This window comes from Roseovarius sp. (assembly GCF_030373445.1).
GTDB lineage: Bacteria > Pseudomonadota > Alphaproteobacteria > Rhodobacterales > Rhodobacteraceae > Roseovarius.
The window spans coordinates 303,329-316,823 of sequence record NZ_JAUCYU010000002.1 but is presented as its reverse complement, the minus strand read 5'-3'; the positions used below and the strand labels follow the sequence as shown (position 1 = coordinate 316,823).

Here is a 13,495-nt window from a genome sequence, read left to right as displayed (position 1 = left end):
ACCCGACGCACGACTCAATCAATCCAAGGAACCAGTCCGATGCACGACATCCGCGCGATCCGTGAAAATCCTGCCCAGTTCGACGCCGCCATGGCCCGTCGGGGGGTGTCGGATGCGTCGTCGGAGATCCTGAAGGCCGATGAGGCACGCAGGGCAAGGATCCAGGCGGCCGAGACGGCGCAGGCGGAGCAGAACCGGGCGAGCAAGGAGGTCGGCGCCGCCAAGGCGAAGGGCGACGAGGCCGAGTTCGAGCGGCTGCGGGCGCTGGTGGGCGAGAAGAAGGCCGAGGTGGCGGCGATGCAGGCCGAGGCGAAGGAGTTGGACGGGGCGCTCAACGACCTGCTGATGTCGCTGCCCAACCTGCCGATGGACGATGTGCCCGATGGCGCCGACGAGGCCGAAAATGTCGAGATCCATCGCTGGGGCGAGCCGAAGGGGTTCGAGTTCCAGCCGAAGGAGCATTACGAGCTCGAGGGCGTGAAGCCGGGGATGGATTTCGAGACCGCGGCGAAGCTTTCCGGCTCGCGCTTCGTGGTGCTGTCGGGGGGCGTGGCGCGCATCCACCGGGCGCTGGCGCAGTTCATGCTGGACGTGCACACCGAGGAGAACGGCCTGTCGGAGACATGGACGCCGGTGCTGGTGCGCGACGAGATGATGTATGGCACCGGACAATTGCCGAAATTCGGCGAGGACAGCTACCGGACGACGAATGGCTGGTGGCTGGTGCCGACGGCGGAGGTGACGCTGACCAATATCGTCAACGGAATGACGGTGGAGGAAGCCACCCTGCCCCGGCGCTACGTGGCGCATACGCAGTGCTTCCGTTCGGAAGCCGGGAGCGCGGGCAAGGACACGGCCGGGATGCTGCGGCAGCACCAGTTCGAGAAGGTCGAGATGGTGAGCGTGACGCATCCGGAGAAGAGCCGCGAGGAGCTGGACCGGATGACGGGCTGTGCGCAGGGGATTCTGGAACGGCTGGGCCTGCCCTACCGGACGATCGTGCTGTGCACGGGCGACATGGGGTTCGGCGCGCGGCGGACGCATGATATCGAGGTGTGGCTGCCGGGGCAGAACCTGTATCGGGAGATCTCGTCCTGCTCGGTCTGCGGGGATTTCCAGGCGCGGCGGATGAACGCGCGATTCAAGCCGGCGGATGGCGGCAAGCCGCAGTTCCTGCATACGCTGAACGGCTCGGGGCTGGCGGTGGGGCGGTGCCTGATCGCGGTGCTGGAGAACGGGCAGCGGGAAGACGGCTCGGTCGACCTTCCGGAGGCGCTGCATCCGTACCTGCGCGGCAAGACGCGGTTGGGGGCGGACGGGGTGTTGGCGTAACATTTGGGACGCCGGTGGGGCCGGGCTGAAGCCCGGACTACCAAGTTTGGGTGTCTATGCGTGCCGGGCTGAAGCCCGGCCTACGGGGGCTGATACTTTTCCCAAGGGCGGGCGGCGGGTAGGCTTCCGGTCATGGAGTATTCGCTGATCACGCAAGACCTGGCCTATCTGGGGAGGGATGGGTTTGGGCCACTGGATCATTCGTCGGTTCTCGAGCTGGAAGACCGGTTCGGGCCGCCGCCGGTGGCGCAGCCCGTGTTGGACCTGGAAGACCGGCTTGGGCTGCATCCGCGGCCGGGCGATCCTGTGTCGGTCAGCATGTCGCTTCGCAAGGGGGTGCCCCGACCCAATATCCTGCTGCCCAATGCAAGTTGTTTCCCGGGCGGGCTATTGATCTCGACCGATGTGGGGGCGTCGTTCGGGCTGGACACGGCCTTGAGTGGCGCAGTTGCGGGGCATCTGTCCGTCGGGTTTGACGAAATGCAGATCCTGTTGGGGAGGCCGGCCTGCCGGGAGGAGACGGCGGCAGCGTGGATCGACTTCGGCGCGTCCTCGTTTCAGTGCGTCGATGCGGTTTCGCTGGAGGGCCCTGGGGACCCGGAGGTCTTGCAGCCGGGTTTGCGGTTCTCCTCCGCCAAGATGTTCCAGGATTACTTCACGGCGCGGACGGTTCTCGACATTCCCCTGCCCGAGCGGCTCGGGATGGTCACGACTGATTTTCCTTCGATCATCGAACTGGGCCACAAACGTTATCTTCGCGAGGACGTGGCGGCGGCCGTCGATGACGGGCGCCTGATCGGCGTGGAGCTGGGCCGGGTGTCGTTTCGTGCCGAATTGATCAACGGGCGATCCTAGCGCCCGGCAGACCGCGCCCAATCCTGTCATTTTGCCCGGCCCATCAAAAAGCCCCGGAGGCTGGGGAGGCCACCGGGGCAGTAGAAGGGACAGTCAGAAATAGGTTCGCGGCCGGGGTTACTCGGCCAGCACGCCGCCTTCCATGGCAGCGGCGAGCTCTTCCTCGCTCACTTCGCCGGAGGCGTCGGCGTCGATCTCGACGAACTGGTCTTCGGTCAGCTCGGGGAAGGCGGCCGTCATCTCGTCCATCGAGTAGGAGCCGTTGCCGTCGGCGTCTTCCACCGCGGTTTCGGCATGGGCCTGAACCGCAGATACCGCCACGATGGCGGCAAGGCACAGAGCACGGGTCATCATTTCAGGGGTCTCTCCAAGGCGGCATCTGCCGCCGAATCGAAGGCAAAATCGCCTTCGCCGCGAATCTGCCATAACGCCCTAATTCCGCAACGGAAATCTTGGGCGCGGGCCGGCCGTCATGAGCGCATTTCGGCTGATGGCGGCAGGCCTGTCAGCCCGCCGCGGCCATGCTGTGGGCGGGCTCTTTCGGGAAGGGCACGAGGCGTTCGGCATCTTCGTCCCAGAGCTTGAGCCGGAAGGAGCGGATGGCCTCGGGCCAGCGGATCACGTCGTGGCTTTTCAGCTCGTCCGGCAGGTTGTTCTGGCACTTGCGGAGCATGAAGGACGGGATCGACGGGTTGAAATGGTGCAGGTCGTGATAGGCGATGTTGCCGGTGCCGATATCCCACCAGTGGCCGAGATCGAGCGAGCTGGAGCCCACCAGCGTGGCCTTGCGGAAATCGAGATCGGGTTTGCGATCCCAGTAGGTGTCCTCGAAATTATGCTGGAGGTAGACGAGGAAGACGCCGATCACGCCCGCGATGACGGCGCTGAGGCCGAGGACGACGAGGCCCGGAAGCCCGAAGGCGAGGTAGACGAGTGCCACGTAGGCGGCGAGCATCAGGTTGTGGGCGATCACGCCCCCTGCCCCGACCTTGCGCGTGTTCCGGGGCCAGCGGTAGGCGATGAAATAGGTGTAGATCCCGCCCAGCGACAGCATGATGGCCGGGTTGCGGTAGAGCCGGTACCAGAGGCGGGTGAGAAACCCGGCCTCTTCCCATTCCCGGAGGGTCATGGTGTAGACCTCGGTCGTCTCGCGGTGTTCGAGGTTGCCAAGATAGGCATGATGCAGGTTGTGGTTGTATTGCATGACGCGGAACGGGGTGAGGGAGAAGATCGAGAGCACGTAGCCCGCCGCGTCGTTCATCCACTTGGTCTCGAACAGCGAATGGTGGCCGCAATCGTGCTGGAGCACGTAGAGGCGGACGGAGGCGAAGGCGAGGATCACCACCATCGGGCCGGAGATCCAGAGGGTCGAGGCATTGGTGGCCGCCAGTGCCAGGGCCGTACCGTAGGCCGCGAGGGAGGCGAAAAAGCTCAGTGCGCCCATCGCGTCGCTCTTGACCGCGTATTGGCGTGTGTACTCGCGTATATCTGTCATCTTTTCTGTCCCGGGTCGTCAAAAATTACAGGATCGCAATTCGTTACACTGATCACTTAACTGTTATTTGGCACAGATTAATAACTTAGCAAGGGGCGTGGAACGGGAAATAGGGCCGCGCGGTTGAAGCGGCGGGTTATCGCCCCAGTTTCTGGCCCATGTCCCGGATGCTCGCCATACTTGTGCTGACCGCCGCGCTGGCCTTTGCCGTGTCCCCGTTGATGGTGACGGGGTTCAACGGGTTCGAGGCGGACCAGTTCCCGGTGCCGCAGGAGGATCCGCCGGCGCAGCCCGCGGGGTGGGCGTTCTCGATCTGGTTGCTGATCTATGTGTGGTTGATCGCCGGGGCCGGGTTCGGGCTGTTGATGCGGGCCGATGACGGGCGGTGGGCGGCGCATCGGGGGCCGCTCTTCGCGAGCCTTGCGGTGGGGGCGGCGTGGCTTCCGGTGGCGCAGGTGTCGCCGGTGGCGGCGACAGTGATGATCTGGGTGATGCTGGGCACGGCGCTGGCGGCGCTGATGCAGGCGGGGCGGAGCGACCGGCTTTGGCTGCAGGCGCCGGTGGCGGTTTATGCCGGGTGGCTGACGGCGGCGTCCTGCGTGGCGCTGGCGCTGGTGCTGGCGGGGTATGGCGTGATGAGCGCGCAGGCGGCGGCGCTGGGGGCCCTGGTGCTGGCGCTGGTGCTGGCGGCGGCGGTTCTGGCGATGCGGCCGGGCACGCCGGAATACGGGCTGGCGGTGATCTGGGCGCTGCTGGGCGTGGCCGTGGCCAACGCGGCGCCGGTGAACGCGCCGGTGCTGGGGCTGGCCGTGGCCGGGATCGCCGGGCTGGGCGTGATGAGCTGGCGGACGGCCTGAGCCGCCCGGCGCTACTTGTCCTTGAGGTGTTTCCGCAGGCGCGAGGGCGTGGATTTCTTCTTGCCCTTGTAGGGGTTCTTGTCGGCCTGGGAGCGCATGTGCAGGCGGATGGGCGTGCCGGGCATGTCGAAATCCTCGCGTAGCCCGTTGATCAGGTAGCGCGAGTAGCTATCGGGGAGTTTTTCCGGCAGCGAGCACATGACGACGAAGCCGGGCGGCCGGGTTTTCGCCTGGGTCATGTAGCGGAGCTTGATGCGGCGGCCGCCCGGTGCGGGCGGCGGGTGTGCCTCGAGCATGCCGGTGAGCCAGCGGTTGAGGCGCGCGGTGGAGACGCGGCGGTTCCAGACGTCATGGGCCTTTTCGACGGCGGCGCGGAGGCGGTCGAGCCCCTGCCCCGTCTTGGCGGACACGGTGACGAGCGGCGCGCCGCGGAGCTGTGGCAGGAGGCGGTCGAAGGCCTCGCGCAGGTCGCGGAGCTTCTGCTGCTTCTCGGTCTCGATATCCCACTTGTTGACGGCGACAACCACGGCGCGCCCCTCGCGCTCGGCAAGGTCGGCGATGCGGAGGTCCTGCTGTTCGAAGGGGATGGCGGCGTCGAGCAGGACGACGACCACCTCGGCGAACTTGACCGCGCGCAGGCCGTCGGAGACCGAGAGCTTTTCGAGCTTGTCCTGAACGCGGGCCTTCTTGCGCATGCCGGCGGTGTCGAAGATCCGGACCGGGAGGCCTTCCCAATCGAGCTTGAGGGAAATGGCGTCTCGGGTGATGCCGGCCTCGGGGCCGGTGAGGAGGCGATCTTCGCCCAGTATCTTGTTGATCAGGGTGGATTTCCCGGCGTTCGGCCGACCAACGACGGCGACCTGCAGCGGGCGATCGGCGGTGGGGCGGCGGACGCCGTCTTCTTCCGCTTCGGCCTCGTCGAGGGCGATGTCGGTATCCGGCGCCTCGGCCGCGGCGCGCTTGGCGAATGCGTCGGCGAGCGGCATCAGGTGCGTGTAGATGTCGTTCATGCCTTCGCCGTGCTCGGCCGAGAGGCGGACGGGCTCGCCCAGCCCCAGCGCATAGGCCTCGATCACCCCGGCATCGGCGGCGGAGCCTTCGGCCTTGTTGGCGGCGAGGATCACGTGATCGCAGCGCTTGCGCAGGATGTCGGCGAAGAGTTCGTCGGTGGGCGTCACGCCGGTGCGGGCGTCGATCAGGAAGAGGCAGACATCGGCCATGTCGACCGCGCGCTCGGTCAGCTTGCGCATCCGGCCCTCGAGCGAGGCATCGGTGGCTTCTTCCAGCCCGGCGGTGTCGATCACGGTGAAGCGCAGGTCGCCCAGCCGCCCCTCGCCCTCGCGCAAGTCCCGGGTGACACCGGGCTGGTTGTCGACCAGCGCCAGGCGTTTGCCGACGAAGCGGTTGAACAGCGTGGACTTGCCCACGTTGGGGCGGCCCACGATGGCGAGGGAGAACGTCATTTACTCAGGCTCCAAAGCGGATCAAGCCGCCCTGTTAACGCATTCCGCGATCAACGGAAAGCCAGCAATTGCCCCTGCGTGGAGACGACGTAGAGGGTTCTGCCCGCGACGACCGGTTCGGTGGTGGCACCGCCCGGCAGTTCGACCGAGCCCAGCGACTGGCCGTTCTGCGGGTTGAAGAAGCGCATCAGCCCGTCATTGGAGGCGATGATCAGCCGGCCACCGGCGATGATCGGGCCATGATGGGCGTAGATCTCGTTCTGGCGGCGGGGCCTGGCATTGGTAAAGAAGGGCAGCTTGCGGGCCCAGAGGCGGCTGCCGTCGCGGGCCGAGAGGCGCAGAAGCTCGTTGCGGTCGGAGACCATGAAGATCGAGTCGCCCGCCGGCCAGACGGGGTTGAGCGGGCCGTCGGGGGCCGTCCAGAGCCGTTCGCCGTTGCCGATGTCGAGCGCGACGGTGCGCCCGGCGTGGCTGCCGACATAGACGGTGTTGCCCTCGATCACCGGGTCGGTGGTGATGTCGGTGACGCTGCCGGTGCCGAAGCCGAGGCGGCGCCCGGCGACCTGGGCGTCCCAGCGGCGCAGGCCGCCCTTGCGGAAGGCGCCCTGGACCTGGCCCGACCCGAAGGCGAAGACGGCATACTTGCTGGAAATCGCCGGGGCGGGCGCGCCGAGGACGTTGTTCCGGTCGGCCGTGCTGCTCATCTGCCACTTGATGCGGCCATTGTTGGCGTCGAGCGCCCAGCCGATTTCGTCGCCCGAAACGAGGTAGACCAGCCCGTCATAGACCGTCGGGCTGCCGGTGCCGGTGGTGCGCAGGTCCTGCTGCCAGACCTCGGCCCCGGTGGCGGCGTCGAGCGCGGTCATCAGGCCGAAGCCCGAGGAGACGAAGACCTTGCCCGCCCCGTAGGCGAGCCCGCCGCCGCTGGCATCGGAGCCGGAGTCGTTGGGCGGGGTGAGGTCGCGGGTCCACAGAAGCTGGCCCGAGGTGGAGACGGCGCTGACGCGGGCCTCCGAATCGAGGGTGAAGATACGGCCGCCGGCCACCACCGGATCGGCGGTGATGCGGTTGCGCTTGCCGTCGCCGGCGCCGATGTCGACCGACCAGGCCAGGCGAGGCGTGGGGCTGAGCGCGGGGTGCGCTGTGCGGGTCGCGGGGCTGGCGATGCTTTGTGTCCAGTCGGTATTGGCGCGGGTGGCCGGCAGGCTGAGCGGCGGGGCCGCCGCCGGCGCCTGGTTCGAGGCCAGCGTGGTTTCAACGTTGCCCTCGGACAGGACGGCGTCGATATTCTCACGCTCTCCGGTCAGGATGACCTCTTTCTTTTCACAGGCCGCCAGCAGGACGATGCCCGCCAGTCCAAGAGAAATCGCAGTTCGTTTCAACGCTTTCGCCCCCGTCTTTGGTGCGTGCCGCCGGGCCGGGCCCGGCTAATATACATCAAGACCGCCCTATGCGGCCGGCTCCTCACCCAGAGCCACAATCACTTGGCCGGCGCGTTGGCGCAAGCCTGCCGTTGCCTCGGCATCTTCGACGATCCGCTGTAGCCGTTCAAGTGCGGCGTCGCGGTTGCCCTGTTCCAGGTCGAGCAGGGCCAGTTGTTCCTCGGCCAGGAGGCGGACGAGGCCGCCGGTGCCGGCCAGCGCCTCGAGCCGGGCGCGACGGTCTTCGACGCTGAGGCCGGAGTCCTGTATGGCGACGGCCTTGAGCGTGGCGAGCTGGCGGTAGACCATCGGCACGCCCTGGCTGTCGGCCATGGTGAGGAGGCGGTCTGCGGCGGCTTCGGGATTCTCGGAGCCTTCTTCCGCGGCGGTCAGGAGAGCCAGAACCGCGCGGCCGCCGTCGGAGGGGGCGTCGATGGCGGCAAGCGCCTCGGCCCGGGCGGCGCGTTCGGGTTCGTTGAGGGCGGCGAGGATGGCATCGCCGAAGGCCTCGGCCTGCTGGCGGCTCTGGGCCTTCTGCCATTCGTACCAGCCGGCGGCGCCGACGAGCAGCACCACGGCGAGAATCGCGATCCAGCCGTAGCGGCGGACGTAACGGTAGAGCCGCTCGCGGCGGACCTCTTCGGAAACCTCGTCGATGAAACTGTCGCTGTCGCTCACGCTGCCTCGCGCCTGTTGTGTATGGGCCGTTCGCCCCCTCTTACAGTGTGCGCCGGGCGCTGCCAAGGGCCCGCGCCGTTGCGGGGCGGCGCCGGTTTGGTACGTCTTGCACCTTTCCGGCAAAAACCTTAAACTGAACTGGTTGGTTCAGGACGGGAAACCGTTGCATAAAGGGCCCGGCGCCCGATGTAACGTTCGTTCAGGCCCGGTCTGTGCAGGAAGTTGATAAATGCGACTGTTTCCCATCCTGGCGGCCCTGCTGGTGATAGCCGCGATCTATGCGTTCGTCTTCGAGCGCGAGTGGGTGCTTGCCCTGTTGCCGGAACCGGCGGCCGAGGAGGTCGAGCAGGCCACGGCGGAGGCGGCGGAGGCCCCGGCCGAGGCGGACGTCGAGAACGGTGAGCCCGCCGTTGGCGTGAGCGTCGTGGCGGTGCATTCCAAGGCGCGGCCGATCGACCGGGCGGTGGTGGTGCGCGGCCAGACCGAGGCGGACCGGCAGGTGGAACTGCGGGCCGAGACGTCGGGCCAGGTGGTGTCGGAGCCGCTTCGCAAGGGTAATTTCGTCGAAGAGGGTGACGTTCTGTGCGAGCTTGACCCCGGCACGCGGGAGTCGGTGCTGGCCGAGGCGGAGGCGCGGCTGGCCGAGGCCAAGGCCCGGGTGCCGGAGGCGCAGGCCAAGCAGCCCGAGGCCGAGGCACGGGTGGAAGAGGCCGAGGCAAGGGTGACGGAGGCGGAATCGGTGCTGGCGGAGGCGGAGATCAACGCCAATGCCGCGAGCCGGCTGAGCGCGGACGGGTATGCCCCGCAGACCCGCGTGGCCGCGACGGAGGCCGCGGTGCGCGGCGCCGAGGCCGGGATCGTGAGTGCACGGGCCGGGCTGCGGGCGGCGGAATCGGGCCTGGATACGGTCGCCGCGAATATCGAGGCCGCCAAGGCGGGCGTGCAGAGCGCGGAGGCCGCCGTGGCCTCGGCCAAGCGGGAAATCCGGCAGTTGCAGATCACCGCGCCCTTCTCTGGCCTGCTGGAGAGCGACAGTGCCGAGCGGGGCAGCCTGTTGCAGCCCGGCGGGCTGTGCGCGACGGTGATCCGGCTCGATCCGATGATGCTGGTGGGCTACGTGCCGGAAACGGCGGTGAGCCGGGTCGAGATGGGGGCGAAAGCCACGGCCGAGCTGGCCTCGGGCGAGGAGGTCGAGGGCGAGGTGGTGTTCATCTCTCGCGCCGCGGACGAGACGACGCGGACGTTCCGGGTGGATATCCGGGTGCCCAACCCCGAGCTGACCCTGCGCGACGGGCAGACCGCCGAGATCGAGATCGCCGCCGAGGGCACCACGGCGCACCTGTTGCCCACCTCGGCGATGACGCTGAATGACGAGGGCACACTGGGCGTGCGTACCGTGGGCGAGGACCGGAGCGTGGCCTTCGTGCCGGTGAGCCTGCTGAGGGACACGCCCAACGGCGCGTGGCTGGGCGGGCTGCCCGAGGAGGCCGACGTGATCGTGATCGGGCAGGAATACGTGACCGAGGGCGTGACGGTGGCGCCCACGTTCCGAGAGGTCGGGCAATGACGGGGATCGTCGATTGGGCCGCGGCACGGGCGCGGATGGTCGTCGCGTTCATCGTGCTGTCGATCCTTGCCGGGTCGATGGCCTATATCGGCCTGCCCAAGGAGGGCGAGCCGGATATCGAGATCCCGGCGCTGTTCGTGTCGGTGCAGTTCCCGGGCATTTCCGCCGAGGACAGCGAGAAGCTTCTGGTCAAGGTGATGGAGACCGAGCTTTCCGATCTTGACGGGCTGAAGACCATGACCGGCACCGCGGCGGAGAACTATGCCGGGGTGGCGCTGGAATTCGAGTTCGGCTGGGACAAGACCAAGATCATGGCCGACGTGCGCGACGCGATGAGCACGGCCGAGGCCGAGTTCCCGGAAGGCGCGGACAAGTACACGATTTCCGAGATCAACTTCTCGGAATTCCCGATCATCATCGTGAACCTGTCGGGCGACGTGCCCGAGCGGACGATGGCGCACCTGGCCAAGGATTTGCAGGACCGGCTGGAAGGGCTCGAGCCGGTGCTGGAGGCCGGGATCGCGGGCAATCGCGACGAGATGGTCGAGGTGGTGATCGACCCGCTGCGGCTGGAGGCCTACAACGTCACCGCGATCGAGCTGATCAACGTGGTGCAAAACAACAACCAGCTTATCGCGGCGGGTGAGGTCGATACCTCGCAAGGGGCGTTCTCGGTCAAGATCCCGTCTTCCTTCGATGAAACGCGGGATATCTACAACCTGCCGGTCAAGACCAATGGCGACCGGGTGGTGACGCTGGGCGACCTGGCGACGATCAACCTGACCTTCGAGGACCGGGTGGGCACGGCGCGGTTCAACGGCGAGAACACGGTCGCGCTTCAGGTGGTCAAGCGGAAGGGGTTCAACATCATCGACACTGCCGCGCTGATCCGCGAGACGGTGGCGGCGGCGGAAGAGACATGGCCCGACCAGTTGCGGGCGGCCGTGACCGTGGGCACGTCGAACGACCAGTCGCGGATCATCGAGTCGATGGTCAGCCAGCTTGAAGGTTCGGTGCTGACGGCCATCGCGCTAGTGATGATCGTGACGCTGGCCGCGCTTGGCATCCGCCCTGCCCTGCTGGTTGGGTTTGCGATTCCGACCTCGTTCCTGCTGTGCTTTGCATTGCTGGCGGTGATGGGCGTGTCGGTGTCGAACATCGTGATGTTCGGGTTGATCCTGGCCGTGGGGATGCTGGTGGATGGCGCCATCGTGGTGGTGGAATACGCAGACAAGCGGATCGCCGATGGCGAGGGGCCGATGCATGCCTACGTGGCCGCCGCCAAGCGGATGTTCTGGCCGGTGGTGAGTTCGACCGCGACGACGCTGTGCGCCTTCCTGCCGATGCTGTTCTGGCCGGGCGTGCCGGGGCAGTTCATGGGGATGCTGCCGGTGACGCTGATCTTCGTGCTGTCGGCGTCTCTGCTGGTGGCGCTGATCTACCTGCCGGTGATGGGCGGGGTGACGGGGCGGATCGAGCGGTGGTTCGACAATCGCATCCGGCAGATCGCGCACGGGTTCTGGCTGTGGCATATCCTGCTGTTCCCGATCGCAGCGGTGGCCGTGGCGGCGGCGGGCGCGCTTGCGCCGGCGCTGCTGGGGATGGTCAACGCGCAGTTCGGGCAGATTGACGGCGGCAACATCCTTGGTTCCGTCGTGCCGACGCTGGCGACGGTGTTCGTGCTTCTGCTGGGCGTGGTGGCGCTGGCCGCGGCGGGTGTGTCGGGGGTGGTGGCCATCCTGCTGGGCCTGATGGCGGTGTTCCGGCGGGTGAAATACGGGCTGCGCTGGGTCGGGCGCAAGCTGAGGCCCCGGCGCGAGGGCAAGGTGAAGGCGGGCTATCGGCGGACGATGTTCGGCTGGTGCATCCACCTGATCGCGGGCAACCCGGTGGCGCCGCTGCTGGCCTTCTGCGCGATCTTCGTCTTCGTGGGCTCGGTGCTGCTCTATTACGTGAACAACAACAACGGCACGGAGTTCTTCGTGGAATCCGAGCCGGAGAATGCCATCGCCTATGTCAAGGCGCGCGGCAACCTGTCGATCGAGCAGAAGAACGCGCTGGTCGAGGAGGCCGAGCAGGTGGTCCTGGCCCATCCCAACGTGCTGAGCGCCTTTGCCTTTGCCGGGGAAAGCGGGCTGAACAACAACACCGGGGGCGCGCAGCCGCCGCTCGACACGATCGGGCAGGTGCAGTTCGAGATCGTCAAGTGGGAGGACCGGCCGACCACGACCGAGACGTGGTTCACGGTGCCGTTCATCGGCTACGAGGTGCAGCGCACGGTGCTGGACCCGGCGGCCGATGGCGACCTGACGATCGAGGAGCTGACCGACTCGCTGCGCGAGATACCGGGCATCCAGTTCGAGATCCTGTCGCTGGAACAGGGCCCGGCCTCGGCCAAGCCGGTGCATCTGCGGATCAAGGGCGACGACTGGGAGGCGCTGAAGGCGTTTACCGAGACGGCGCGGGAGAAGTTCGACGAGACCCGCGGGCTGGCGCTGGTGGAGGACACCCTGCCCCTGCCGGGCATCGACTGGCAGATCGACGTGGATGTCGAGAAGGCGGGCCGCTACGGGGCCGACGTGGCGACCGTGGGCGCCATGGTGCAGCTCGTGACGCGGGGGATCCTGCTTGACACGATGCGGGTGCCGTCGTCGGACGAGGAGATCGAGATCCGGGTCAGGCTTCCGGAAGAGGACCGGGTTCTGAGCACGCTCGACACGCTGAAGGTGCGCACCGATGACGGGCTGGTGCCGCTGTCGAACTTCATCACCCGCAAGCCGGTGCAGAAGCTGGCACAGATCGACCGGGTGGACCAGACGCGGTTCTTCGACGTGAAGGCGGCGGTGAAGGAGGGGCTGACCAAGACGGAGACCGAAGAGAGCGGCGCCAGCCAGGAGGTGCCGATCAATGCCAACGAGCGGATTGCGACGCTGACCGAGTGGCTGGAGAGCGGCGTGCTGCCGGCCGGGATCGAGTATGAATGGACCGGCGACCAGGAGGATCAGGAGGAATCTGGTGCCTTCCTGCAGAAGGCGTTCCTTGGGGCGCTGGGGCTGATGTTCATCATCCTGCTGGCGCAGTTCAACAGCGTTTACAACGCGGTGCTGGTTCTGCTGGCGGTGGTTCTGTCGACCACGGGTGTGCTGATCGGGATGCTGGTGATGAACCAGCCCTTCTCGATCATCATGACGGGTACGGGGATCGTGGCCCTGGCCGGGATCGTGGTGAACAACAATATCGTGCTGATCGACACCTACCAGGAGTTCAGCCGCTACATGCCGCGGATCGAGGCGATCACGCGGACCGCGGAGGCGCGGATAAGGCCGGTGCTGCTGACCACGATCACGACGATGGCCGGGCTGGCGCCGATGATGTTCGGGCTGAGCCTCGATTTCATCGGCGGGGGGTACACGGTGAACAGCCCCACGGCGCTGTGGTGGAAGCAGCTGGCGACCGCGGTGGTCTTCGGGCTGGGCATCGCGACGGTGCTGACGCTGATCTTCACGCCGTCGATGCTGGCGCTGAGGGTGTGGACGACGACCTATGTCACGTGGTTCGCGCGGCTGATGGCGAAGCTGTCGCTGGGCCGGACGAGCCGGGCGGCGCAGGACTGGGTGCTCAACCGCGAGGCGCGGCGGCTTCGGGCGCCGGAAATCATCTGGGACGACGAACGGGACAACCAGAACGGGTTCGAGGGGGACATGGGCGATGACGGCCCCAGCCTTGACGCGTTCCGCAAGGTGCTGGGCGCGCGGGGCAGCAAGCCTTTGAAGGCGGCCGAGTAGGGCGAATCACTTATCGGCAGGGTCTTAGGGCGGTGTGGCCGG

General features: G+C 67.2%; 10 protein-coding genes. 5 read left to right on the top strand and 5 right to left on the bottom strand.

Features of this window, described 5'->3' with window-relative positions:
- Positions 1-39: 39 nt before the first annotated feature.
- Together serS and QUV18_RS05030 are read left to right on the top strand one after the other, a co-directional pair.
- Positions 40-1,332, top strand: a complete 1,293-nt coding sequence (serS, locus tag QUV18_RS05035) for a serine--tRNA ligase (protein ID WP_300892341.1) — start codon at positions 40-42, stop codon at positions 1,330-1,332.
- Between the two features lie 132 nt (positions 1,333-1,464).
- Complete coding sequence (locus tag QUV18_RS05030) at positions 1,465-2,187, top strand: hypothetical protein (RefSeq protein WP_300892340.1); 723 nt, start codon at positions 1,465-1,467, stop codon at positions 2,185-2,187.
- A gap of 117 nt (positions 2,188-2,304) precedes the next feature.
- Here the strand turns inward: QUV18_RS05030 and QUV18_RS05025 are convergent, their stop codons facing one another.
- A complete protein-coding gene (locus QUV18_RS05025) occupies positions 2,305-2,538 on the bottom strand; it encodes an EF-hand domain-containing protein (protein ID WP_300892339.1) in 234 nt (77 codons plus the stop codon).
- Between the two features lie 154 nt (positions 2,539-2,692).
- Complete coding sequence (locus QUV18_RS05020; RefSeq protein ID WP_300892338.1) at positions 2,693-3,682, bottom strand: fatty acid desaturase; 990 nt, start codon at positions 3,680-3,682, stop codon at positions 2,693-2,695.
- 158 nt (positions 3,683-3,840) lie between these two features.
- Between QUV18_RS05020 and QUV18_RS05015 the strand changes: the two genes are divergently transcribed.
- Entirely contained in the window at positions 3,841-4,539 is a 699-nt protein-coding gene (locus QUV18_RS05015) for a hypothetical protein (protein WP_300892337.1), read from the top strand.
- An 11-nt stretch (positions 4,540-4,550) separates the two neighbouring features.
- On the opposite strand, the gene der is transcribed toward QUV18_RS05015, so the two are convergent.
- The 3 genes from der to QUV18_RS05000 form a co-directional block, all read right to left on the bottom strand.
- The gene (gene der / locus QUV18_RS05010) at positions 4,551-6,002 is read right to left on the bottom strand and encodes a ribosome biogenesis GTPase Der (RefSeq protein WP_300892336.1); all 1,452 of its coding nucleotides are present in this window, start codon (positions 6,000-6,002) and stop codon (positions 4,551-4,553) included.
- Positions 6,003-6,052: 50 nt separating this feature from the next.
- Entirely contained in the window at positions 6,053-7,384 is a 1,332-nt protein-coding gene (locus QUV18_RS05005) for a PQQ-like beta-propeller repeat protein (protein ID WP_300892335.1), read from the bottom strand.
- Between the two features lie 66 nt (positions 7,385-7,450).
- Entirely contained in the window at positions 7,451-8,101 is a 651-nt protein-coding gene (locus QUV18_RS05000; RefSeq protein ID WP_300892334.1) for a tetratricopeptide repeat protein, read from the bottom strand.
- A 229-nt stretch (positions 8,102-8,330) separates the two neighbouring features.
- Between QUV18_RS05000 and QUV18_RS04995 the strand changes: the two genes are divergently transcribed.
- Together QUV18_RS04995 and QUV18_RS04990 are read left to right on the top strand one after the other, a co-directional pair.
- A complete protein-coding gene (locus tag QUV18_RS04995) occupies positions 8,331-9,668 on the top strand; it encodes an efflux RND transporter periplasmic adaptor subunit (protein ID WP_300892333.1) in 1,338 nt (445 codons plus the stop codon).
- A complete protein-coding gene (locus tag QUV18_RS04990; RefSeq protein WP_300892332.1) occupies positions 9,665-13,453 on the top strand; it encodes an efflux RND transporter permease subunit in 3,789 nt (1,262 codons plus the stop codon). The genes QUV18_RS04995 and QUV18_RS04990 overlap by 4 nt, the downstream gene beginning before the upstream one ends.
- Positions 13,454-13,495: the final 42 nt, after the last annotated feature.